The following is a 24,051-nucleotide window of genomic DNA, read 5'->3' as shown; positions in this document are numbered from 1 at the left end:
TTTACAGCCTAAGAGCTAGCCAATCAATCCACCGCTATCATCTGCGGCTATGATACGCGACTATTCCTGCTGGAGCCCCTTCATAAACTGCACGATCTTGTCGTTCAGGCCAGGGAGACCTTCGTGGCCGAAATCCGGATAGATTTCAAGCTTCACAGGCGACTTCATTTTGTTAATGGCGGCGAACTGGGTCGATGGCGGGCAGATCGTGTCCATCAGTCCTACGCCAACCATGACATCGGCCTCAATGCGCGAAGCCAGGTTCTGAATGTCAATATAGCCAAGCTTGGTGAAAATTTCGTCTTCGCGCTGATGCTGCGGGTCGAACTTGCGGAAATAGGTACGGAGTTCCTCGTACGCATGAACGCTGAGATCCATTTCCCATACCCGCTTATAATCGCTCAGGAACGGATATACCGGGGCCGCCTTCTTGATTCTTGGCTCCAGCGCGGCGCACGCAATCGTCAGTGCTCCGCCCTGCGACCAGCCCGTCGCCCCCACGCGGTCTGCGTCGACCTCCGGGAAGCCCATCACGATCGCCGCCAGCTGTGCGGTGTCCAGGAACACGTCACGGAAAAGCAGCTTGTGCGGGTCCTTGTCGCTTAGGCCGCGGATAATATGTCCATGGTGCGTGTTGCCGACCACACCGCCCTTATCCTCGGACAAGCCGCCTTGACCGCGGACGTCCAGCGACGCGATGGAGAAGCCCATCGCCGGGTAGACCATTTTATCCATCCAATCCCCGCTGTCTCCCGTATAACCGTGAAATTGCAGCACGGCCGGGTGAGGCTGGGCAGCCCCTTTTGGCCTGGCATACTTGGCATGAATTCTCGCGCCGTTCACCCCGGTGAAATAGAGCGAAAAGCATTCGGCAAACGGCACTTCAAAATCCGCTGGAACGAGTTCCACCTGCGGATCGACAGCCCGCATTTCTTCCAGTGCCTGCGACCAGTATGTATCAAAATCATCCGGCTTCGGATTTCTTCCTTCATACTGCTTCAACTGGGACATCGGCATATCTACGAGTGGCACAATCATCAACCTTTCTTTGTTTACAAAGTCAATTTAGTCATTTTTAATCTTACTTACATTCGCCCGTTACCGTTTTATTTCCTGCCCGTGCCTGCAATCAATACGAAGCTATTTTCGACAAGGTTTGCCGAACTGCTCATGACAAGTTTTCCCATGGCGATTGCCTTGCTCACAAACAACCTTACCATTTTTCTCATAACCCCGATAAGGTGAAAAAAAGCGGCAGCTGTGCTACAATACTTGGGTTGTAGTTGCAGGTGGTATTTCATTTAGGGGGTACACGACTCGTCATGCTTATTATTGGTATCGCCGGCGGCACTGGCTCCGGCAAAACGACGGTGGCCCGTTCGGTCATCGATCGTCTCGGTTCGGGAAAGGTCACCTTCATTTCCCAGGACAATTATTACAAGGACAACCCTCATCTTAGCCTGGCGGAACGGGAGCTGATCAACTATGATCATCCGTTCGCCTTTGATAATGAACTACTTATCGAGCATTTGTGCCAGTTAAAAGAAGGCCAAACCGCTTACGCGCCGGTGTACGACTTTACGGTTCACGCCCGCTCCTCGGTCGACAAGGTGGAGCTGACGCCGAACAATATCGTCATCATCGAAGGCCTTCACGTCCTCTCGGACGAGAAGCTGCGCGAGATGCTCGACATCAAGGTGTTCGTCGACACCGATCCGGACGTCCGCATTCTGCGCCGCGTCCTGCGCGACATTGAGGAACGCGGACGCAGCATCCAGTCGATTCACCAGCAGTACCTGGCGACTGTAAAGCCGATGCACGAGGCCTTTATCGAGCCATCCAAAAAATACGCCGACCTCATCATTCCCGAAGGCGGGGAAAACGAAGTCGGCATTCAGCTGCTGTCGATCCTGACGGAGAAGTTCCTGACGGGCGACCGGAACTGGTCGGACATCTAAACTCGGCTTGAGCGGTTTATAGAACCGTTGATTCCCAGCGGGCAGCGAACAATAAACCGGACAAGCCAATACAGCCCTTCGCAATCATGTGCGAAGGGCTGTTTTCTATGCACGAAAGGATCATATTTATGCCAAAAAATTGAGGCCTTAGCCTCTCCGTACAACCGGCAGCCGTGCCCTCTAATCCGCCGCCCTATTTCCGGGTCAGCTCCCGGATCAGCCGGAAAGCCGACCTGAAGCGCGGCCGTCTCAGATGCTCATGGACATAGCCGTAATGGGTCAGCTCCACGCCGGCGTCCTTCAAGCCGTACGCAAAGTCGTCATCAAAGGGCAGCCGGAACTCCCACACCCGCTTCTCCCACTGAGGAATGTTAGCCAACATCCACGCATCCTCCGCACCGGGATGAATGTAGGTCTCTGATACCCCTTCCGGCAGGGCGTACAGCTTGGCGATGATCGACCGTTTGAAGCTGTCATACGTTTCCCCTTCCACCAATCCGAAGGGATGGGACAGCAGATAGTCGGGGATCGGCACCCCGAAGGTGTCCGCCAGCGCCGCCGCTTTGGCTACCGGGCGTTCAATGCCGCTCAGCGAACGAAGGAGCGGGTCATCGGGGTGGATGTAGCGGAAAAAGCGGGAAGGCAGGCCCCAGCGTGAAATTTTCCAAAAGGTCTGGGGCAGCAGGCTGCGCCCCGTCTCCATGCCGTACAGGCTGCCCATGTGATTGTCGACATGGCTGATTCGGATGCCGGCCTGCTTGACCCGTTCGTACTGGGCGTCGATCTCCTTCACGACGGCGCCCGTCTCTGCGCCCAGCTCAAATTCCCTGACCGTCCGGTACTGCTTGCCTTCGGCGTCATGCAGCGACGGGTGCCCGGTCAGACTGCTCCAGCGCAGGGCGTCGAACTCGCTCGTCAGGGTCAGGTGCAGCCCCACATTAGGCTGCTGCCGGCGCGCAGCCCAGTCGGCCGCCTCTTCAAAACCGGGCGCCACCGCCATGATCGTCGCCGAGGAGACCTTGCCCTCCTCGAGCAGATGCATGATGGCCCGGTTCATCGCCGGGCTCTGCCCGAAATCGTCACAGTTGATGATGAGCCTCTTGGCCATGCTTCACCTCTCCTTTCCCCGTCATATGAAAATCAAACCGGGCCATAAAAGATATCACAACCGATATGACCAATAAGCATAACGGCACGACACTGATCAGGTAACGAAACGTCGCTTCCGGATTCGATCCCGGATTGTCACCGCTTTCATAACCAAAGATCAGGCCGACCACGTAAAAAGCCAGCGCCGAAATCAGCCCGCTTGACCGGGTAATGAACCCGCTGACTGCCGTATAAATGCCCTCGCGCCGCCGTCCGGTCCGCTCCGCATCCTCGTCGATAATACGTCCGCTGACCATCGCCGGCGTAACGAGGAAACCGGCCAAACCAAAACCTACCGCGATGCCGGCCGCCACGCCGCTCACCAGGTTGTAGCCGAACCAGAGCGGAATGACCGACAGACCGTACAGGATGAGCGACAGCCGCCAGGCTTTCACGCCGTCCATCCGGCGGACGATCCAGTACCATACGCCCACGAGCGGAATGACCGATACAAACACGGCCGCCAGCAGAATCGACACCTGGCCCTCCGAAATCCGCAGCACGTATTTGGCGTAGAACGGGATCATGGAGCTAACCAGCCCGTTTACGGTTTGGGCGAACGAGTTCGATACGTTGAAGATCCAAAACTTCTTGTTGCTGAGCGTTTCCTTAAAGGCGGCTCCAAGCTTCATCGGTTCCGCGTTGCCAGGGTCCCGCTGCTCCCGCACGCTAAGCATGCAGATGAGCATGCAGATGCCGAACACGAAAGCATACACGATCGCCATATTGGAGAAGTTGATCGCCGCGTAAATGATAGGCGTCAGGGCAGTGGCGATGAGAAGAGCCAGCACCTGATAGCCCTGCTGGATGGCGGAGGCTTTGGCCCGGATTCGGTCGCCGCGGAACAGCTCGGGAAACAGCGCCCCGTAGTTGACCCACAGAACGGTCGCCACCGCCTCATACAGCACCAGCGTCACCAGAAACCAGGTGAACAGCCCGTTTTGCGATAATCCTCCCGGCGGGGAGAAGACCAACACGAAGGTAAGCATAAACAGCGGAATGGAGGCAAATACCCACGGCCTGCGCCGACCGTAGCGCGTTTCGGTCCGGTCCGACCAATAGCCGAACAGCGGATTGTTCACCGCATCCCAGATCAGGAAAATGGTTCTGGCGAGCGTGGCGAGCCCGACGCCGAGTCCCAGCTTTTCCACGTAAAAATAGCTGTAAAACGAACTGAATGCCTGACTCGGAACCATCATCGCAAACATCCCCAGCGCAAAGGCGTACGGCGAATTTACCCATCGGCGCGCCATGTGTATTCCTCCCCTACGAGAATAGGCTTCCTGGCCTAAGGCCTTACTGAAATACTATTCAACAAATGGATGATTTTACCTTTGTGATTCAGTGAAAAACCATTTTTTAACCAACCCTTCGGATGTTAGAGCGTTCTATTCATAAGCTATAATTTGGACCAGCAGGTCGTCCTAAGCTTTGTCGCCATGCAGTTCACCTATGACAAGCAAAAAAAGAAGACAATGAACTACCAGGAGGGATACCAATGGCATTAGTCGTCGGAGCGATCATTGTACTCGCTGCGTTAAGCTTAGCCTTTGAGCTCAGCAGGGGGAAATCGGCGAAAAGAAAATACATGGTGTGGGGAATCACGACGATGCTGCCGATCGCATTTGTATTTTCGTGGCTCGTTGCACTCCTTCCTCATTCGGATACATTCGCAATAAGCACAATTGCCAAGGCTTCCCGTACTAAAAACAAAAACACTCCGGCTCTACGTAGTAGAGTCGGAGTGCGATGAACAACTATACATTTTCCACAAACATCAATCTCGGCCCCCCGGCGCAGCCATCCCCCGCCGGTCTACCCCACCGCCTCGGCCTTCTTGGACATGTTGCGCTGCGCGGTGATGAGGTTGTAGTAGATCCCTCTTTTAGCCACAAGCTCGGCGTGCGTGCCGACTTCGGCGATTTCGCCCTTGTCGAGAACGATTAGCCGGTCGGCATGCCGCAGCGTCGAGAGGCGATGCGCAATCGCCAGGGTCGTCCGGTTGCGGGTGACCCGCTGCAGCGCCTCCTGGATGGCGCTCTCCGTATCGATATCAAGCGAGGCCGTCGCCTCGTCGAGGATCAGGATCCGCGGGTCGTTCAGAACCGCCCGGGCAATCGCCAGCCGCTGCCGCTCTCCGCCGGACAGGTTGCCGCCGTTCTCCTCCAGGCGTGTATCATAGCCGTCCGGCAGGCGCAGGATAAAATCATGCGCATTGGCGATCTTCGCCGCCTCGAGCACTTCCTCGTACGTCGCTTCCGGCTTCGAGTACCGGATATTGTCCAGAATCGTGCCGCTGAACAGAAATGTCTCCTGCAGCACGACGCCAATCTGCGAGCGCAGATGCGCCTGCTCGATCCGGCGGATGTCCACTCCGTCGATAAGGATCTCGCCTTCATTGACGTCATAGAACCGGGAAACGAGGTTGATCAGCGTCGACTTCCCTGACCCGGAATGCCCAACCAGGCCGATCATTTCCCCCGGCTTGATCTCCACATTAATTTCCTTCAGTACCGGCTCATACGATTTGTAGCCGAATATCACATTCCGGAACGTAATCGTTCCCTGAATCGAATGCTTGACGGACGCCTCGGAGTCCATTACCTCCGGCTGCTCATCGATCACCGAGAAGATGCGGTCCACCGAAATAATGGCATTAGACAGCCATCGCGGCATAAACATCAGCCACGCGATCGGACCGTATATCATCCCTGCGTAGCCGCTGAACTGCACCAGCTCCCCAAGGGACATCTGCTTGCCGAGAATCATATTGCATCCGATGAGGAGCACGAGATACTGCCCCATCTGGATCAAATAGTTCGAGATCGGCGACAGGATACTGAATACTTTCTCGGTCTGGATAGTCGCCGCAGCAAACTCGGCATTGTACTGTTTGAACCGCTTCACCTCGCGCTCTTCTTTGCCGAACGCCTTGACGACGCGGATCCCGCTTAGCACGTCATGCAGGAAGGAGTTCGCCTTGTCGTACACCCTCCACTGCTTGCGGAACAGCTTCCACAGCACGCCTTTCCAAATGTACCGCTGGATGTAGGCGACGAGCGGCGCCGGCAGCAGCACAACGCAAGCCAGGCGCCAATCGGCTGAGAAGAGCAATACGCTCGCGGACACGAGAATAATGAGCTGAAAGACGGCCGTCGTAAACAGCTCCTGAACCAGATTACGGATCCGGTCCGTATCCGAGGTGACCCGGTTCATGATGTCCCCGGCCCGCTGCGTGGTCAGAAATCCAAGGGACAAGCTCTGAATCCGCTCATAGACCAGCTTGCGCAGGTCGGCCGCAATTTGCGAGCTGACCCCCGCCATGATCCGCCCTTTGATGATGCCGAGCCCCTCTCCGCCGACGAGGACAAAGAATAGGCCGAGAATGGCCCAGATGAACACGGGAACGCTCGGTGATTGGCCGGGAGGCGGCTGCAGCGAGGAATTCACCAGCAGCTTTTGAAAGTAAGGGCCGGCCATCGATATGGCGGAAGCCGCCAATGTCACTGCAAGCCCGATCGCGAACGTTTTTTTGTGATTCATCGCCACCGAGACCAGCCGCTTGAAGGCTGCTGCCTTGTTCATGCACTTCGGGCACACCCTCGTTCCCGGAATGAGCGAACCGCCGCAGCTGGCGCAGACCGGCTCCTCTTCATCGTTGTATATGCGGATTGTCCGCTGCCTCGACAGATCGTTCAGAATTTGGGCGATATAACCGTACCTCGCCGCGTGCTTCATGGACAGCCTGGTAAGAATAAATTTGGTGCCGGCCTCGTCCCCCTCCAGCACGGCGCTGCCGATCAGCGGCACCACCTTGTATTCCTTCGCGTCGGTAATCAGACGGCTGTCGACCACACGGCCCTCCAGCAGCAGGGCCCATCTCTGCACTCCAATTACGAAATAACCTTCCGTTCGCTGCCCGCCCAGCGTCAAATCGACAGGCACGCAGTAACGGATATGCTCCCCCACAGCCTGCGAGGCGGCCTCCAGCTCGCGCTCCGGCAGTGTAAAATTAAGGTTCATGAATACCTCCGTCCTTGTATCGACAGGCGTCGAAGTTCAACCTACATGCATACCTCAACCATCTTGTATTCCTTGTCGCTCAGTCGGTCCAGATGCGGGATGATAAACCGGTTGCCGTCCACATCCACGATCAGCAGCCGGTTTGCGGTCATCAGCTTGACGCTTCCGCCGCCGCCGCGAACTGTAAAGCGGCAGCGCCCCGATGTGGTTTCCGCATCCCAATACGAATATCCGAACTCCTCTTTGACGGAGAGAACCTTCGAGATTTCAGGGGCAAAATACCGCAGCTCCACCTGCTCCTCCAGCATCCGCTGCGTTTTCTCCGGGAACTCGTCCAGGGAGCGGATCATCCCGATCTCCTCATTCTCGACGGTTCGAATCGATAAGTAGATCCGCTTATTCGTATGTGGAAAAGAGCAGTGCACGTACACTCCGGCGTGCTCCTTGCCCCCCGCCTTCACGTTCAGCATATGGCCTTCCGTCAGGGTAAACACCGTATCGTCCGGGGACAAATAACGGATTTGCGCTGCCTCCGCGAGGCCGGGGCTGCTCCCGCCGTCCTCGGGCCGGAGATTCTCGCTAACACTTACATCCTTAAGCGTCATGCCGTAATCACCTCATTCATCTTCAGCGCCTCGTCATGCTTTTTGACCAGGTCGTAATAAGCCCCTTCCTTCACCAGCAGCTGTTCATGCGTTCCTTCCTCCACGATTTTGCCTTGCTCCAGCACGACCAGATAGTCGGCGTTTCTTAACGTGGACAAGCGGTGCGCAATCGCTATCGTCGTTCTTCCCTTGATCAGCGTATCGAGCGCCTCCTGGATTTGCAGCTCGGTCTTCGTATCGAGCGAGGCGGTGGCCTCATCCAGAATCAGTATTTTCGGATTGTGTAAAATGGCCCGGGCAATGCTGAGCCGCTGCTTCTCGCCCCCGGACAGGTTGTGCCCTCCGGTCCCGACAATGGTATCGTAGCCGTCCGGCAGCTTCTCGATGAAGTCGTGTGCGCCGGCCACTTTGGCAGCGTGAATCAAGTCGGCCAAGGTGCAGTCCGGATCGGCATAGGCGATATTTTCCGCGATGCTTCCGGACATGACATAGACGTCCTGGGATACGATGCCGATATGCGTCCGGAGGGACGCCATGGACACATCCTTGATCGGGATGCCGTCGATCCGGATCTCTCCTTCATTGACGTCATACAGCCTCGGAATCAGGTTGACCAGCGTCGACTTCCCGGCCCCCGAGTGCCCGACGACGCCGATCATTTGACCGGGCCTTGCATGCAGCGACACCCCTTTCAGGATCGCCTTGTTCGGCTCGTAGCCGAAGGTGACGTTCGATATGCGGATTTCGCCCTGCATTTCCGTAAGCTGCATCGCGTTCGGCTTTTCCACCACGTCGGGCACCGCGTCATGGATTTCAAAAATCCGCTGTGCCGCGGACATACAGTAGGACCACCAGTTCATAATATTGTTCATAAACTGGATCGGACCGTACAACAGGAGCATGTAGTTCATGAAGGTCATCACTTTACCGAACGTAAAATCCCCCTGCATGACCTTCCAGCCGCCAAAGGCCCAAATGAGAATGCCGCCAATCTGCGTCAGAATGTTCAATACGGGAAACAAGGTTACGCCCATTTTGTTAAAAGACTGCTCCGCATCGGAAAAAGCCCCGCTGGCCCGCTGAAAACGGGCATTCTCCATCTGCTCCTTCCCGAATGCCTTCACCACCCGCGTGCCGCGGATCGTGTCGCTGATGATGGCATTCATCGCGCTGACACGCTTATGCCGCCTGATGGACAGCCTCCACAGCTTGGGAAATACTTTGCGGACGAGCAGGAACACGAAGGGGAGAGGAAGCAGGCACAGCAGGGTCAGCTTCCAATCCATGATCAGCAGAACGGTGACGATTCCGATGATATTCATGGCATTGACCACGAAATACGAAATGCCGTCAACGAAAAAATACTGCAGTTCGGTCGCATCATTGTTGATGCGGGTCATCAGCTGCCCCGTCTGCTTCTTCTCAAAGAAGCTTAAGGAAAGCCGCTGCATGGCATGGAACACGCTCGACTTCAGGTCAAAGGCAATATTCGCCGCCATCTTGGCGTTGATGACGCCGAAGATGACCCCAAACAGCAGCGAGAGCGTCCGGAAAACGATAATAAGTGCGATGACCAGCCCGATTTGGCCTGCGAACGTGCCTTTGCCGCCCAAGGCCTGGTCGAACAGCAGCGTACCTTGAAAATAAGGAATGACCAATCCCGCCGCCGAGTTCAGCAGCATAAACAGCACGATCCAGAACATCGAAACTTTATACTTGCCCGCAAAGGACAGCAGCCTGCCGAAGACGGCGTGCTTCTTCATGCATTTGGGGCAAACTTGGCGCCCCTCTTCGGGGTAGATCATACCGCATTTCGGGCATGCGGCCCGCTCCTGGTCGTCCCGCAGCTCTTCCGGACCGAGCTCTTCGCTTTTCTTCAGCTTCTCGAAAATTTTGGCCAGCCTGGCTGCGCTCCGCATGCCGCCGTTCGTGAACGCGGCAACGGCCCTCTCCTCCGGTGCCTTGATGACGACCATGCCGGAGGCTACCAGATTGACGATGCTCAGCGATTCGATGTCCCGAATCTTCAGCGCCTCCAGCTCCCAGTCGGCCTCTTTTTCCGGGGAAAGCCCTTTCAATGGATTGTTTGCCGCATACCCGCTGTATGTCTTCTCCCGCGCTGGCGCCTGGTCATGGGATAAGATCAACAGCTCCTCACGGGTCAAAAGTACATACGTATCCCTGAACCCGTTCTCCAGGGCCCGGTCGCACAGCAGCCAGCAGAGCACGCTTTCACTTGCCACGCCGTGCTGCGCCAATGCGTTCATGATTGCCTTTGGAAGTGTATCCATGAGTCCTCCAAATTCTGTTGTCTTTTCAGTCGTCTTATTAGGTACGAAATATCATACACCCTTTACCCCTCCCAAGAAAGGGAAAATTTACTTATCACAAAAATTTTACACACTGAATTTTGGGCAACACCAGCTCCCTTCGGTTTACACGATTGCTAAATTCCCCATACTAGCGGGAGTTTGCACCGGTTTTGATTCAGATCCTTTAGCGCAGGCCTATTGAGCACATCCATTTCAATAAGCTAAAAAGGCCCCCCTCCGCCGCGGCCCGGCAGGAAGGAAGCCTTTTTATCCTAATATCTACTTATTCAGCTGCTCTGCTGAATATTACTTCGTTGCGTTTTTCCAGTCGGCAGCAAATTTCTCGATGCCTTGATCTGTCAGCGGGTGTTTTACCAGTTGAGCGATAACGCTGAATGGAACGGTAGCAATATGCGCACCGGCCATCGCTACGCGGGTTACGTGGTCTGGATGGCGAACCGAAGCAGCGATGATTTGAGTGTCCAGGTTATGAACGCGGAACAGCTCAGCGATTTTGGCTACGAGCAGCACGCCGTCTTCCGAGATGTCGTCCAGGCGGCCCAGGAATGGGGATACATACGTTGCGCCTGCGCGTGCAGCCAGCAGAGCCTGGTTCACGGTGAAGATCAGGGTTACGTTCGTTTTTACGCCTTTTTTCGTCAGGTAACGGCAAGCTTCAAGACCAGCCAGCGTCATTGGCAGCTTGATCGTGATGTTCTTGTCTCCGCCGTTGATTTTGATCAGTTCATCGGCTTGTGCGATCATATCTTCCGCAGTTTCCGCATCCGGAGTAACTTCTGCCGATACGGATTCCACTTCAGGAACAGCCTTCAAAATTTCTTCGATGCGGTCTTCGAACTTCACGCCTTCTTTGGCAACCAGAGAAGGGTTTGTCGTCACGCCGGAAAGAACGCCGATTTTATATGCTTTTTTAATGTCGTCCAGGTTTGCAGTGTCGATGAAAAATTTCATGATTTCACTACCTCCACTTATTTTTTCTTTTATATAAGTTTAACCATTAAAATGGATATTGGGGCAAGTACGCAAAATGTTCCTACGATCGCTCTTGTTTTCGGATTTCTTGATTGTAACAGAGCCCATTTAAGGTAGAAATCCGAAAGCCAAATACGAACGCTTCGCTTCTTCGGAATCCTTTTACTCCCTTGCCTGCATCCTATTCATTAGTTCAACTTATTTATTTAGATTAGTTCTTGACTACAGCATGGCCGCCAAATTCGTTACGGAGCGCGGCAACTACTTTACCTGTGAACGTATCGTTCTCCAGGGAACGGTAACGCATCAGCAGGGACAAAGCGATAACCGGTGTAGCGGTCTGCAGGTCAAGAGCTGTTTCCACAGTCCATTTACCTTCGCCGGAAGATTGCATAATTCCTTTAATTTCGTCCAAGTTCGCGTCTTTGGCAAAAGCTTTTTCCGTCAATTCCATCAGCCAGGAACGGATAACGGAGCCGTTGTTCCATACGCGGGCCACTTTTTCGTAGTCAAAATCGAAATCGCTCTTCTCCAATACTTCAAAGCCTTCGCCGATAGCAGCCATAAAGCCGTATTCGACGCCGTTATGCACCATTTTCAGGAAGTGGCCGCTGCCGGATTTGCCAGCATACAGATAGCCGTTCTCTACAGCGGTGTCCTTGAAGATCGGTTCAACGATGTCCCATGCTTCCTGATCTCCGCCGACCATGTAGCAAGCGCCGTTACGAGCGCCTTCCATACCGCCGGAAGTACCTACGTCGAGGTAGCTTACGCCGAATTCCTTCATTTGATTGTATCTTTCAATCGACTCTTTGTAGTGCGAGTTGCCGGCTTCGATCACGATGTCGCCTTTGGACAACAGTGGTTTCAGCTCGTCAAGAACCGAGTCTACAACGGAGTGAGGCACCATGATCCACACGATTCTTGGCGTTTCCAGCTTGGACACAAGCTCTTTGATGCTTGCAGCGCCTTCGGCGCCTTTGCTCTTCATGTCTTCAACAGCGGCTGTGTTTAAATCGAACGCAACGACGCTGTGATTATGATCCATCAAATTTTGTCCCAAATTCAAACCCATTTTGCCTAATCCAATCAATCCGACTTTCATTATAATTCCCTCCACACCATGCATTTTCTCTATTTTTGTTTATTGAAACCTTTACCAGTATGGTTTACAACCTGGATCAAGATTGACCCACAAGTACCTTCTCTTCTTCTTTCACAACTTCAGGCTCTGTATCCAGCCACCATTTGAAGCCATCCTCGGCCAGCAGCTGGTCAGACGCTTCAGGTCCGTTCGAACCTGCAGGATACTGATGAAGCGGAACGCTGTCCTCCTCGAAAGCATCCAGAATCGGCTGCACGTACTGCCAGGACAATTCGACTTCATCCCAATGGGCAAAGAACGTGGAATCCCCGCGAACCGCATCGAAAATCAGGTTTTCGTACGCTTCCGGTACGTCCTTTCCATTTTCATGGAAGTGGATACGCATCGGCTCCAGCTTGGAATCGTTCCGCGGATTCTTTTTGTTCAATTGCATAAAGATGCCTTCGTTCGGATTGATTTCAATCACGAGAAGATTCGGATCGTTGGTGGTATTTTGTCCCTTCAACGGCTCCTTAAATTCAATGACGATCCGCGTAGATTTTTCCTTCATTCTCTTGCCTGTGCGAATGTAGAACGGAACGTTGCTCCAGAAGTAGTTATCGATCCAGAGGCGTGTAGCGATAAACGTATCGTTCTTCGAGCCCGCAGGAACGCCAGGCTCATCAAGATAACCGGGAACCGGCTTTCCTTGCATTTGACCGGCGGCATATTGGCCGCGAATCACGTTCTTCGCGATATCTTCCTTCTGCAGCGGACGAAGGGACTGCATAACGTTCTTCTTCTTCATGCGGACTTCGTTCGCATCGCCTCTGCCTGGAAGACGCATACTAACCATCATCAGCACTTGCAGCAAATGGTTCTGCACCATATCGCGGATTGCGCCCGAGTTGTCGTAGTATCCAGCTCTCTCTTCCACGCCGACGGTCTCACTTGCCGTAATTTGGACGTTGGCAATATGATGGTTGGACCACAGCGCTTTGAGAATCGGGTTAGAAGACTCGAGGATTTCCAGGTTTTGCACCATCGGCTTACCGAGGTAGTGGTCGATGCGGTACACTTCGCTTTCATCAAACGCTTTGCTGAGCTGCTCGTTCAAATGGCGCGCAGACTGCAGGTCGTGTCCGAAAGGCTTTTCGATAATCAGACGTTTCCATCCGCTTGTCGAACCAAGTCCGCTGTCTTTAATATTTAAGGCGATCACGTCAAAAAACTCCGGCGCCACCGAGAGATAAAACATGCGATTCTGAGGAATGTTCAATTCCTGTTCACGCGACTCTACTAGGCTCCGCAGCTTATGGTAATCCTCCACTTGATTGGCATCAAGGACGGTATACCGGATCGTTTGGAGAAAAGCTTCCAAAGCGGCCGGATCGTTTACGGTTCTTCTTGAAAAAGTTTGCAGCGATTTCGCTACGTTTTGCTGAAAATCTGCACTAGATTGTTCTCTGCGGCCCAAGGCGATAATCGAGAACGCTTCAGGCATCTTTTTATCTATAAACAGATTGTAGAGTGCAGGGTATATTTTTCTCTTTGCCAGGTCCCCTGTTCCTCCAAACAAGACAAATGTCATGTTGTCCACGTATGACTCCTCCATTCCATTCCCACCAAAAACCATGCGCATGCTGGCAGATAAATCCGTTGCAACAAGGTTACTTTTAATAACCTGTTGAATTCACATTGGCAATCATAAACCCATTTAAGCGATTAGTCAACAGATTCTTGTCCAAATTATGAACGGAAATAAAATCCCTTTGATGACAGCGCTTTCTATGATATTATAATGGCAATGTATGACCATTGGCGGCTGGATTTGGGAATCCTGACAGAGATCATAACTTGTTAATATTAAGTAACCAGTGCACACAGGGGGGTCAGCACTATGGATGAGAAACGCGCCAGGCTTTTATGCGAAAAGGTCGAGCTCGCACACCAGATTACGGGAAAGAAGTGGGTCAGCCTGATTGTTCATACCCTAATGGAGGAACCAAAGCGTTTTAGCGAAATTCATGCATACATCCCTGATCTCAGCAAACGCATGCTCAACGAACGCATTAAAGAGCTGGAGGATAACGGGATCATTATCCGCAATGTCATTACCGAGCGGCCGATCCGTACGGAGTATTCTCTGACACGCAAGGGAACCGAACTCGGCAGAGCGCTTCAAGCCGTGGAAGAATGGGCCGAGAAATGGTTCTAACCCGAGCCGGTATCATCATGTCTTATCATTTGCGAAAAGGAAAAAGATCAACCCCACCGGAGTTGATCTTTTTTAGATATGAAATGGCCGCTGTTACCGATAGAATGTTCATTCTAATCTGGTTGGAATAAAGCCGTACAGTTTTGTTTATACATGACATGCCGCATGCGTTGAACAGGGGGATCGATTTTTACAAAAATGTCTTTCGCATCGTCTCCAAGTATTCCTCAATCGTCACGGACTGTCTGAGACGCATCAATTCATGGGCCGCATTCCCCACGAGCGTACGGAACTGCCTGTTCTTGCCGGTGGCCAGATCCGAAATGACATCCACGATCGTTTGAGGATCATCCGCGTCGGTTCCCTCCGGCTGTTCCAACCGCTTCTTCAGCCGGGCCGTGAGCTCATCGTAGTCATGAATGTCGGGATTCGTGCTCCAGACCATATTGTTCATAAAGTTGTTCCCCGACGATCCTCCCTGCTCCACAAGCCTCAGTTCGATATTCAGCGGTTTCAGTTCGTAATAGAGGCCCTCCGTCAGTCCCTCAAGGGCAAACTTGGACATGTTATATAAGGACCCCAGCGGAACCGCGCTTGTCACGCCCATGAAGGAGCTGATATTGATGAACATCCCTCCTCCGTTCGCCCGAAAATGCGGCAGCAACGCCCGGATCACATTAATCGGTCCCCGTGTGTTTACGGCAAACTGCCAGTCAATCGCCTCTTCTTCGGCCAGCTCAAGCGCCCCGTAAGTGCCCATCCCGGCGTTGTTAACGACAACGTCGATGGTGCCGAAGGCATCGATCGCCTGCTTCGCGGCGGTTTGAACCTGGTCTACATCCGTCACATCCATTTTGAACAGTTGAATGTTGCTGTATGCCGTCAGTTCCGTTTCTTTTTTCGGCGTGCGCATCGTTGCCGCTACATTCCAGCCCATTTTCGCAAAATGGATGGCCGTTAATTTACCCAGACCCGAGCTGGTTCCGGTAATTAATATCGTTTTGCTCATTGTATAAGCTCCTTTCGATTACTATATTGAACGTTCATTCTAGCAGGCTGAAAAAACCACACCTATGGTGCGGCGTTATTTGGCGACCGACTTCCAACAGGAGTTAATGACCGTTTCAATCACTTCATCCGTCAGCGTAAAATGCTTTTGTAAATGCCCTTTGACCAGGTAAGCCATCGTGCCGTAATGCATCTGCACCATCATGGCCGGCTCCTGCTCAATGAACAGCTGGTATTCGATCGCTTTCGCGTACAGAGCCGCCATCGGCTTACACCAGCCGCCATCATACGATTCCCTTTTGACGGCATCGTTAATATACGGAGAGAACGAATACTGTTCGATAAACTGAAAACCTTCCGGATGTGTAAGGCTGACTTGAAACACTTTCTCCCAGGCGCGGTTAAAACGGGTCCGGATCGGTTCCTTGGCGTCCATCCCCCGTGTTACATACTCTCCGTTGTATAGAACGATCGCTCGATACAATTCGTTTATAATTTCTTCCTTACTTGAAAAATAATGATAAATACTTCCGGTAGACACGCCCGATTCCTTGGCGATCAGCGCCATCGACGTCGCCTGCAGCTCTTTTTCGATAATAATACGCAGCGTCGTTTCCAGCACTGCCTGCTGAACTTTGTTATATTTCTCAAACATGATCGGTTTAGCCTCCAGCCTGCTTTCGAAATTTGAATCACGATAGAACGTTCATTCTAATCTTAACGATCCCTGGTCGTCTTGTCAAGGGACACTCGAACGGAGGATAGACACCCTGCTCCAAACCGCATTATATAGTAGAAAAAAAGCCAACCCGGCATCATCCTCCGGATTGGCTATAAAGAGTATAACATGGAGAGCCCTTTTAGGCGTGGGCTTTCTCCTTCTGCCGAACGGTGTGAAGCGCCTCGCTCCAGGACACAAGCTGATCCAGCATAGCATGAACCGCCGCTTCCTGATGGGCGCCCGGCTTCAGAACCGTGTAATTTTCAAAATCGGTATGCAGGGACAGCCCCACCTGTGCGCGAACATCAGCTACCATCAGCTCGCCAAGGATCAATCGAAGCGCCTCCGCTGCACGCGAGCCTCCGCCGCCGCCATAAGCCACAATGCCTGCCGCCTTGTTGTTCCATTCATAGTACAGGAAATCGATGGCGTTCTTCAGTGCTCCGGGTATGGATTTGTTGTATTCGGGAGTCACGAACACGAAGCCGTCAAACTCGGCGATTTTCTTCGACCATGCCACCGTATGTTCCTTGGAGTACTGCCCCATAATCGGGGACATCGGCTCATCAAACAGCGGCAGCCGGTAATCCGCGATATCGACCAGTTCAAATCTGGCGTCGCTCCGACTGCTTGCGATTTCATGCACCCAGCGGCCGATCGCCTCCCCGTTGCGTCCCGGTCTGGTACTCCCAATAATAATTCCAATATTCATCATGACTTCATAACCCCTTCCATGATTCAAAATAGATTAGTAGCTCATAAATAGATTAATAGTTTATTCATAGGTTACAGTAAGTACTTACTGTCATTCAGGGTACATTTCATTCACAGGTACTCACTCACAGCCATCCCGTCACCCGGCTCTCGCCGCCCGCCTTGTTTACTCAATGGTTGCCCCGTAGGCGGCCTCAACCGTATAATAATCGCCTTCCGCCCCTTCGATCAGATCCTTGATCTTGTCGTAATGCGCTGAGAAATCCGCCTGTTTAAGCCAGGATTGGTGGGCCTCTACACTCTCGAACAATGCAATGGCTATGGCCCGGTCCCGATGGGATGCGCGCAGAAGGCGGCTCCCAAGCGCTCCGTTTACGGTGTCCTGTTCTGCAAAAGAACGCAGCTCCTCAGATTGAATCCGCATGAATTCGTCCAGCTTGCCCGGCTTCACTTGAAAGGCATTGACCCACACGACCGGTTTTCGGCCCATTTTATCATCTCCCATTTCCTTTCCTCCTTTATTTTAAACAATGCCAAGCCAATTATGACTGTCAGTACTTACTGTCATTTATGGAATTCATCTTATTCCAGAATATGCCGATTGTCAAGAGATGGAATCATCTTTCTGTTGAAGGTTCATTGCCGGCTGTATTCAACGCTAAGTTTTGTACATTGTATAATGAAACCTATGTAAAGTTGCTCGCTTGTAATAATTATAGTATACATATGTATAGTGCTTTTTTTGATAGAATAGGATTGGAGGATGTTATGCAACCACGTTCCAAAAAAAAGAAGAAAATGAGCCGGCTCCGCAAGTGGATGCTCAGCATCACGGCTGTAATCGCGCTCCTGCTGATCGGAGTAGGCGGATTCCTTGGATTTTTGCATCATAAAGCGATATCAACCTTACATAAAATATCGGCTGCCGCCGAATATTACGCACCCCAGTCCCAGCTGCAGGAACAAGGGGAGGCCGTCAGCGAGCCGCCGGTTGAAAGCGTAACCGAGGCCGACATGAAGCCGATGACTTTTCTGCTCGCCGGAATCGACAACCGCGAAGGCAGCGGGGGAACGATCAATACCGACGTGATGATTTTGGGGGCGCTGAATCCTGAAAAGAAATCGGCCAGCTTAATATCCATCCCCCGGGATTTAAAAATCAGCCAATCCCAGCTGGGGACGCACAAAGCCAACTACTATTACGCCCATTACTATATCAAGGACAAAAAGGCGGCCATGGCCGACACGAAGGAGTTCTTTGGCGACTTGTTCCACATTCCGGTCGATTACATGGTTATGATCAACTTTGAAGGATTCCGGCAGATCATCGATGCCGTCGGCGGCGTCGATGTTGACGTCGACATGGACATGCGCTACAAAGATACGGCGGACGGCACGGATATCAATCTGCGCAAGGGTATGCAGCATCTGGACGGCAAGCAGGCGCTCGACTTCGTCCGCTACCGGAAGTCCAACGACGGATCGTCGCCGTCTTCGGATTTTGACCGGAACCGGCGTCAGCAGCAGGTGCTGAACCAGGTCCTGGACAAGCTCACTTCATTTAAAGGCATCAGCCAATGGGGGCAGGTGCTGGACATTATCGGGGAACAGGTCCAGACGGACATTCCCGCGAAGAACATGGAACGTTGGCTCCTCAATTACAAAAAAATGAAACCGGACCAAATCCAGATGCAGACCGTCGAGGGCCAGTGGAAAAGCCCCTATGTGTATTGGAATGAGCAGCAGCTCAAAGAAGCACTGACCGTCTTGGCCGGTGAGCTGGACCAAAAGCCGAAGAGGCTGTCGACCCTCGGGAACCGTATCGGCTTATATTCCGGAGAGTAACTCATTAGCCTTTCCGGAAAGTAGGGATGGGGATCCGCCCCAAATTTACGTGAGCACCCTTAGAGGGTGCTTTTTTATTTTCGATGCTTATCCAATATTGCAAAAGGGCGATGAATCCGTAATAGAAATTCTTCTACGAGCATCGGCCTGGAAAATAACAAAGGGCCACTTGTTTGTGGCCCTGGATGGTATAGGAGGTATTCGGGACGGTTATTTGGCAGCCGACAGCTCGCTTCCCGTAACCCACATATGGTTTTTGACCGGATCGCCGCCCGTCGTTGGCTCATAATCCACCATATACACCGTCGTTTTCTCGGCGGAATCGATCGTCGCTTTGGCGCCCTTCATTCCCGGCATATGGTCCGCCTCCAGAACGACCTCGTCCCCTGGCTTGAACGGCTCGGCCCCGGCGTTCTCGATCTCCTCGTGGATTACCCACTTGTGGTTCGTCACCTTGGGCCCGCCGGTTGTCGGCGTGTAGGAGACAGCATAGGCCGTTGTGTCATAGGCACCGACAATGGTAGCCTTGGCGCCCTTCATCCCTTTCATGTGGCCGGCCTCGATGATCGCCTGGCTTCCTACTTTGAAAGCCGGATTCGCCGCTTCTTTCAGCCCTGCGGGAACTTCCCCGGAACCGGAATGATGCATCTCGTCCATCTGGTCCATGTTCTTGTCCGAATCATCCGCTGCCTGCTCGTGCTGCGACGGGGTCACGGATGCCGGCTCCGACGCGGAGTCATTATTTTGGCACCCTCCCAGCACCAGCATGGCTGCGGCGATGAGCATAAGCCATTGTTTTTTCATCATGTCAGCACTCCTTTTCGTCTTCAGAATGACTGTTCTCTTTTAATATACCCTAGTACCCTATACTATAATCATGAACATTGCATGACATCCATTGTGCCCATAACGTTTTCTTTTAAAACTCCGCTCCAATAAGCAGCCGTTCAATCCGAAGATCCATGGGAAATGACGAAAGAACCTCCCTTTCAGACAGGGCCACTATCCGGGAGCCAGTCCGGTGTCTCCAACGCAAAACGCAAAACGCAAAAAAGCATGCCATCCTTTCGGATGACATGCCGTATAACGAACTTATTAGAACGAATCTAACGAGGTCAGAGCTTCCCCTCCAAGTAAGACAAAAACTCGAATGCCGTCGTGCCGTACACATGCTTGTAATGGCGGTTCAAATGGGCCAGATCCACAAAACCGCAGCTGCTCACCGCCAGGTAAATGTCCCGGTGCTTTTCAATCAGCTGCCGGGCCCGCTCCAAGCGGCAGTTCAGGAAGTACTGGTAGGGTGAGAGCCCGGTATTGGCCTTAAATGCCCGGATGAACTGGTATTTGGACATCCCGAACTCTCCACTGATTTCGTCCAGGCGGAGCACATGCTCCAGGTTCTCGTGGATCCGTTCTTTGGCTTTACGGGTGAACGAAGGGGCCTTGATGTCCATCGGCCGCAATATGTCCTGCGAAAAGTGGCCCGCAACCCGAAACAGTAGCTCGCTGCATACATCCTCGGATTGGCCGCCGGCAATGGCGGTGGACAGATCGAGAATGCTGCGCCGCAGCCCCGCGTCGTACACGATAGGGTCGGAAAAGCGGAGCACTTCCTTTTTCCCCAAAGCCTCCAGGAATTGATCCGGGTGAATGTAGAGCATGACATAATCGATGCCGGAGCGTTCCTGCGACCAGCCGTCATGCGTCTGCTCAGGATGAAACAGCATCACACCGCTGCGGTGGGAGGACTGCAGGCTCCCTTCCAGGTCGTACTGCTGAACGCCGCGGAGGGTGACGCCGAGCGCGTACTCCTCGTGGCAGTGCTTTTTATACGTAAAATCGGCAATGCTCGCCGACAGCGCGGTAATGCCCGCCGCCTGCTTATACTCGAACCGTTCCATCCTCCGCTCACCCCCTCGCGATGTCTGTGATCCCGGATACCATTACGGCCGAGTATACCAGAAGCAGGGCGAAAACGATATTCGAGATTTTTTGGTATTTTTGCAGAATACCCTTGAGCAGCGTGCCGAACAGCCCCCAGGAAAAATAGGCGGCAACGCCAATCAGCGAGACCAATCCCACAAAAAGGGCCAAGACCCAACCTGAAGAATAATAGGGCATGACGTAAATGGGAATGACGGTAATGGTGAACAGCACCACCTTCGGGTTCAGAAACTGCATCCAAAATCCCGACATAAATGACGCCGTCTGCTTGGCCGCCGCCTTGGACACGTCCATGCGGTAAATCTGGTATGCCAGGTACAGAATAAACAAGCTGCCGGCGATCCTTAGTACCGTAAGAACGACGGGCATCCCCGTAGCCAGCTCCCGGTTCACCACGACCGAAGCGGCCACCAGCAAAGAGTAAGCGATAGAAGCCCCGGCAATATATTTGGCCGCCTGCCTGAAGCCCTTCTGCCGGACCGCCGCCAAAATGACGATATTCGATGGCCCCGGCGTAAAGGTAACAATGACACAGTACAGCAGAAAAGAAGCAATGTTCATGTTGGATACTCCTCACACCGTCGTTTTTTAGCATTATAGGGTGCGGGGCCGGCAGGCGGATAGTACATTATTGCAGGGGCTTCTTCAGCCGCTCTCCTGTTTTACTTCTGCACAATCTGAATCAGGTTGCCGCATGTATCGTCGAAGACGGCTATCGTAAGATCGCCCATTTGGGTCGGCTCCATCGTAAACTTCACTCCGTTTTCCAACAGCCGCTTATACTCGGTATGAATATCCTCCACACCAAACATCGCTGCCGGGATGCCATCAGCAAATATCTTCGTTTGATACTCCTTGGCAGCAGGATGGTTATTCGGTTCGAGCAAGAGCTCGGTGCCGTTCTGCTCGTCCGGAGAGACAAGCGTGATCCACCTGTATTCACCGACGGGAACGTCCTCCTTTTTAACAAACCCCAGCTTTTCTGAATAAAACTGAAGTGCCCGGTCCTGGTCTGATACAAATATACTGGTCACAACGATTTTCATCCTTTGTGCCTCCTTTGAAATTGGTGTGGGTGCTCTCGTTACAATCGGCACCTTTACATTACTCTACCCATCCCTCCAGCAAATGTTTAAGCGGCTCGTTGTTGAAAATAATGACTCGATATTTTCCCTTCTTTTCTGTCATGACGAGCCCTGCCTCTTCCAATGCAGCAAGATGTTTGGCAATCGCCTGCCGCGAAATGGAGAGCTCATGCTTCATAATGAGACGTACCGTAAGTTCATACAACGTCAGCTCGTTACGCTCGGATAGCTCGTCTAACATAAGCCGTCGAGTCGGGTCGGCAAGAGCTTTGAATATAGCGTCTTTGTCCCAATTCATAAACCCATTATAAGCAACCCCGAGGTTGCATGTCAACAATAAGCAACTGTGAGGTTGCATGAACTCAACAGGGCAAGCCAATATAAAAACCGCGCCGAAGCGCGGTTAGATAACAGCTGCACTGTATGCTATTACAGCTCTGCGGTCTGCAGCCGCTGTGCTTGGCCGGGACGTTCGCCTTTGGCCAACATCTGGTTGATCGTTCCGATGAGGGCCGGCAGATCGGCCAGCGTATCGATCGTAAAATCGGCCCCGTTCGTCAGGAACGCCCGTCTCGTGCGCTCAATCGCCTCGGCCCGCTCGGCCGCGGACAAGCGGTCGTATTCCTCCTGGCTTAAGCCCATCTCCGAGCTGCCGATGACGACGCCGATCGACCATACACCGGCCTGTATGCCTTCCTGGATATCGGAGGCCGTATCGCCGGCCTTGACCACCTTCCAGGATGCGGACAGCTTTAGATGCTCCATGTTGCGGTAAATCATGTACGGATACGGTCTCCCGTAAGATCCCGTTTCGTCGGGGGTGACGAGATGGTCGGGAGAATACCCCTTTTCCCGTGCGCCCTGAGTGACGACGTCCATCATGGAACGTGTATATCCTGTAGTGGAGCCGATCTTCAGTCCGTCCGCCCGCAGCGCTTCCACCGCCTCGATCACGCCGGGTATCGGATCCGTATATTCGGTCAGGGAGGCCATCAGCGCAGGCTCAAACGCGGCGTACAGCCCGTGCACATCCTCTTCGCTGAAATCCCGTCCGTACTTGTCCTTCCAGAGAGTAGAAATCCTCGGCATAGACAGCATGGCGCGGATGTGGTCGATTTTGAGCATGCCCATCGGTGCTCTGGCTTCCTCCATCGTAACCTCAATGCCAGCTTGGTTAAAAATATCGACAAATACGTTCACCGGCGCAAAGCAGCCGAAGTCCACGGCCGTTCCGGCCCAATCCAAAATCACGCCCTCAATCCGGTTCATCGCTTCATCCCTCCCATATATTCCTCGATTATACCGCACAACTGCTCGATGTCTTCCTCATAGATCTCCCCGATGTTGCCGATGCGGAATGTATCGACGTCCGTCAGCTTGCCGGGGTAGATGACGAAGCCCCTTTCTTTCACATAGGCGTAAAAGTCGGCAAAACTGAAATGCTGCCCCTCAGGGAACAAAAACGTCGTAATGATCGGCGACTGCTTCGCTTCCTCGATATAGGCGTACAGCCCGATGCCGGCCAGCCGGTCGCGAAGCAGCCGGTTGTTCTGGCGGTAGCGTTCAAACCTGGCCGGGACGCCCCCCTCCTCCGCCAGCTCGTCAAGGGCCTTCGCAAAGGCTGCCACGACATGGGTAGGCGAGGTAAACCGCCATTTGCCGTCCTTGTCCATGCCCTTCCATTGGTCATAGAGATCCAGCGATAGGCTGCGCGCCGTGCCTTGGAGTTCCTTCAGCTTCTCCAATCTGGCAATGACAAACCCGAAGCCGGGTACGCCTTGAATGCATTTATTGGCGCTGCTGATCAAATAGTCGATTCCGAGGCCCGGCACATCGATCGCGATGCCGCCGAAGCTGCTCATGGCGTCGATGATCAGCGTTTTGCCGTAGGCTTGGGACAGCGCAGATACGGTTTCGAGCGGATTTAATATGCCCGTCGTCGTCTCGCAGTGAACCATCGCGATATGGGTAATGGAAGGATCGGCTTCAAGCAAGCCGCGAAGCTCCGTTTCGTCGGGATGCCGGTCATAATCGATGCGATATTCCGCATAGTTCAAGCCGATATACCGCGCCATCTGGACGATCCGCTCGCCGTAGGCGCCGTTCGTGATGATCAGCACCTTATCCTGGTCGGAAATGGCCGAGGTCATGACCGATTCGACCGCAAATGTGCCGCTGCCTTGCATCAGTACGGCGGTGTATTCCGCGGGATCGGCGCCGGCGATGCCGAGCAATTCGGACCGGATCCGCTGCGTGATCGATTTATAGTCATCGTCCCAGGTGCAGCGGTCCAGGAGCATTTCCTCTTTCACCGTACGGGTCGTGGTCAGCGGCCCCGGGGTTAACAGCTTGTATTGGTTCATGGGTAAGTCACTCCCTGCGGTATATTGGG

General features: G+C 53.2%; 24 protein-coding genes. 4 read left to right on the top strand and 20 right to left on the bottom strand.

Annotated elements, in window-relative coordinates; all coding sequences use genetic code 11:
* Positions 1–60 precede the first annotated feature (60 nt).
* Positions 61–1,032 carry an acetylxylan esterase gene (locus tag KI379_RS21575; protein WP_212984876.1) on the bottom strand — a complete coding sequence of 324 codons (972 nt, stop codon included), beginning with the start codon at positions 1,030–1,032 and terminating at the stop codon, positions 61–63.
* 290 nt (positions 1,033–1,322) lie between these two features.
* On the opposite strand from KI379_RS21575, the gene udk reads away from it, so the two are divergent.
* Positions 1,323–1,958 carry a uridine kinase gene (gene udk / locus KI379_RS21570; RefSeq protein ID WP_076173077.1) on the top strand — a complete coding sequence of 212 codons (636 nt, stop codon included), beginning with the start codon at positions 1,323–1,325 and terminating at the stop codon, positions 1,956–1,958.
* Between the two features lie 193 nt (positions 1,959–2,151).
* On the opposite strand, the gene KI379_RS21565 is transcribed toward udk, so the two are convergent.
* Positions 2,152–3,066 carry a polysaccharide deacetylase family protein gene (locus KI379_RS21565; protein WP_076173078.1) on the bottom strand — a complete coding sequence of 305 codons (915 nt, stop codon included), beginning with the start codon at positions 3,064–3,066 and terminating at the stop codon, positions 2,152–2,154.
* Positions 3,038–4,360, bottom strand: coding sequence for an MFS transporter (locus tag KI379_RS21560; RefSeq protein WP_076173079.1), 1,323 nt, complete (start codon positions 4,358–4,360; stop codon positions 3,038–3,040). The genes KI379_RS21565 and KI379_RS21560 overlap by 29 nt, the downstream gene beginning before the upstream one ends.
* A gap of 245 nt (positions 4,361–4,605) precedes the next feature.
* Between KI379_RS21560 and KI379_RS21555 the strand changes: the two genes are divergently transcribed.
* Positions 4,606–4,860 (top strand): hypothetical protein, encoded by a 255-nt coding sequence (locus KI379_RS21555; protein ID WP_212984875.1) that lies wholly within the window; start codon positions 4,606–4,608, stop codon positions 4,858–4,860.
* A gap of 62 nt (positions 4,861–4,922) precedes the next feature.
* On the opposite strand, the gene KI379_RS21550 is transcribed toward KI379_RS21555, so the two are convergent.
* The 6 genes from KI379_RS21550 to zwf all read right to left on the bottom strand — a co-directional run bounded on the left by KI379_RS21550 (position 4,923) and on the right by zwf (position 13,724).
* Positions 4,923–7,130, bottom strand: coding sequence for an ABC transporter ATP-binding protein (locus KI379_RS21550; protein ID WP_212984874.1), 2,208 nt, complete (start codon positions 7,128–7,130; stop codon positions 4,923–4,925).
* Between the two features lie 41 nt (positions 7,131–7,171).
* Complete coding sequence (locus KI379_RS21545) at positions 7,172–7,735, bottom strand: DUF1854 domain-containing protein (RefSeq protein WP_212984873.1); 564 nt, start codon at positions 7,733–7,735, stop codon at positions 7,172–7,174.
* Positions 7,732–10,026 carry an ABC transporter ATP-binding protein gene (locus tag KI379_RS21540; protein WP_212984872.1) on the bottom strand — a complete coding sequence of 765 codons (2,295 nt, stop codon included), beginning with the start codon at positions 10,024–10,026 and terminating at the stop codon, positions 7,732–7,734. Before KI379_RS21540 ends, KI379_RS21545 begins: the two co-directional genes overlap by 4 nt.
* A gap of 327 nt (positions 10,027–10,353) precedes the next feature.
* Positions 10,354–11,019: a fructose-6-phosphate aldolase gene (gene fsa, locus KI379_RS21535; protein ID WP_076173083.1), complete on the bottom strand. Its 666-nt coding sequence runs from the start codon at positions 11,017–11,019 to the stop codon at positions 10,354–10,356.
* 232 nt (positions 11,020–11,251) lie between these two features.
* The gene (gene gnd, locus KI379_RS21530) at positions 11,252–12,145 is read right to left on the bottom strand and encodes a phosphogluconate dehydrogenase (NAD(+)-dependent, decarboxylating) (RefSeq protein WP_076173084.1); all 894 of its coding nucleotides are present in this window, start codon (positions 12,143–12,145) and stop codon (positions 11,252–11,254) included.
* A gap of 76 nt (positions 12,146–12,221) precedes the next feature.
* Positions 12,222–13,724 (bottom strand): glucose-6-phosphate dehydrogenase, encoded by a 1,503-nt coding sequence (gene zwf, locus KI379_RS21525; protein ID WP_212984871.1) that lies wholly within the window; start codon positions 13,722–13,724, stop codon positions 12,222–12,224.
* A 300-nt stretch (positions 13,725–14,024) separates the two neighbouring features.
* On the opposite strand from zwf, the gene KI379_RS21520 reads away from it, so the two are divergent.
* Complete coding sequence (locus tag KI379_RS21520; RefSeq protein ID WP_076173085.1) at positions 14,025–14,342, top strand: winged helix-turn-helix transcriptional regulator; 318 nt, start codon at positions 14,025–14,027, stop codon at positions 14,340–14,342.
* Between the two features lie 190 nt (positions 14,343–14,532).
* Here the strand turns inward: KI379_RS21520 and KI379_RS21515 are convergent, their stop codons facing one another.
* The 4 genes from KI379_RS21515 to KI379_RS21500 all read right to left on the bottom strand — a co-directional run bounded on the left by KI379_RS21515 (position 14,533) and on the right by KI379_RS21500 (position 17,290).
* Positions 14,533–15,351 (bottom strand): SDR family oxidoreductase, encoded by an 819-nt coding sequence (locus tag KI379_RS21515; RefSeq protein ID WP_212984870.1) that lies wholly within the window; start codon positions 15,349–15,351, stop codon positions 14,533–14,535.
* A 75-nt stretch (positions 15,352–15,426) separates the two neighbouring features.
* Positions 15,427–16,005: a TetR/AcrR family transcriptional regulator gene (locus KI379_RS21510; protein WP_076173087.1), complete on the bottom strand. Its 579-nt coding sequence runs from the start codon at positions 16,003–16,005 to the stop codon at positions 15,427–15,429.
* 205 nt (positions 16,006–16,210) lie between these two features.
* Positions 16,211–16,786: an NADPH-dependent FMN reductase gene (locus tag KI379_RS21505; protein ID WP_076173088.1), complete on the bottom strand. Its 576-nt coding sequence runs from the start codon at positions 16,784–16,786 to the stop codon at positions 16,211–16,213.
* Positions 16,787–16,951: 165 nt separating this feature from the next.
* On the bottom strand, positions 16,952–17,290 hold the full coding sequence (locus KI379_RS21500) for an antibiotic biosynthesis monooxygenase family protein (protein WP_212984869.1): 339 nt from the start codon (positions 17,288–17,290) through the stop codon (positions 16,952–16,954).
* 263 nt (positions 17,291–17,553) lie between these two features.
* Between KI379_RS21500 and KI379_RS21495 the strand changes: the two genes are divergently transcribed.
* Positions 17,554–18,630, top strand: a complete 1,077-nt coding sequence (locus KI379_RS21495; protein ID WP_244879396.1) for an LCP family protein — start codon at positions 17,554–17,556, stop codon at positions 18,628–18,630.
* Between the two features lie 210 nt (positions 18,631–18,840).
* Here the strand turns inward: KI379_RS21495 and KI379_RS21490 are convergent, their stop codons facing one another.
* The 7 genes from KI379_RS21490 to phnW all read right to left on the bottom strand — a co-directional run bounded on the left by KI379_RS21490 (position 18,841) and on the right by phnW (position 24,022).
* Positions 18,841–19,434, bottom strand: a complete 594-nt coding sequence (locus KI379_RS21490) for a YdhK family protein (protein WP_163880037.1) — start codon at positions 19,432–19,434, stop codon at positions 18,841–18,843.
* A gap of 311 nt (positions 19,435–19,745) precedes the next feature.
* A complete protein-coding gene (locus KI379_RS21485; protein WP_076173091.1) occupies positions 19,746–20,531 on the bottom strand; it encodes an AraC family transcriptional regulator in 786 nt (261 codons plus the stop codon).
* Positions 20,532–20,538: 7 nt separating this feature from the next.
* Complete coding sequence (locus KI379_RS21480; protein ID WP_076173092.1) at positions 20,539–21,135, bottom strand: LysE family translocator; 597 nt, start codon at positions 21,133–21,135, stop codon at positions 20,539–20,541.
* Positions 21,136–21,236: 101 nt separating this feature from the next.
* Entirely contained in the window at positions 21,237–21,620 is a 384-nt protein-coding gene (locus KI379_RS21475; RefSeq protein ID WP_212984868.1) for a VOC family protein, read from the bottom strand.
* A 58-nt stretch (positions 21,621–21,678) separates the two neighbouring features.
* Positions 21,679–21,957 (bottom strand): ArsR/SmtB family transcription factor, encoded by a 279-nt coding sequence (locus KI379_RS21470; protein WP_076173094.1) that lies wholly within the window; start codon positions 21,955–21,957, stop codon positions 21,679–21,681.
* A 131-nt stretch (positions 21,958–22,088) separates the two neighbouring features.
* Positions 22,089–22,928, bottom strand: coding sequence for a phosphonoacetaldehyde hydrolase (phnX, locus tag KI379_RS21465; protein WP_212969567.1), 840 nt, complete (start codon positions 22,926–22,928; stop codon positions 22,089–22,091).
* Positions 22,925–24,022, bottom strand: a complete 1,098-nt coding sequence (gene phnW / locus KI379_RS21460) for a 2-aminoethylphosphonate--pyruvate transaminase (protein WP_212984867.1) — start codon at positions 24,020–24,022, stop codon at positions 22,925–22,927. Before phnW ends, phnX begins: the two co-directional genes overlap by 4 nt.
* Positions 24,023–24,051: the final 29 nt, after the last annotated feature.

It is taken from the genome of Paenibacillus cineris (genome assembly GCF_018333335.1).
GTDB lineage: Bacteria > Bacillota > Bacilli > Paenibacillales > Paenibacillaceae > Paenibacillus_AQ > Paenibacillus_AQ favisporus.
The sequence above is the reverse complement of the archived record's forward strand: the minus strand, read 5'-3'. Positions and strand labels throughout refer to the sequence as shown.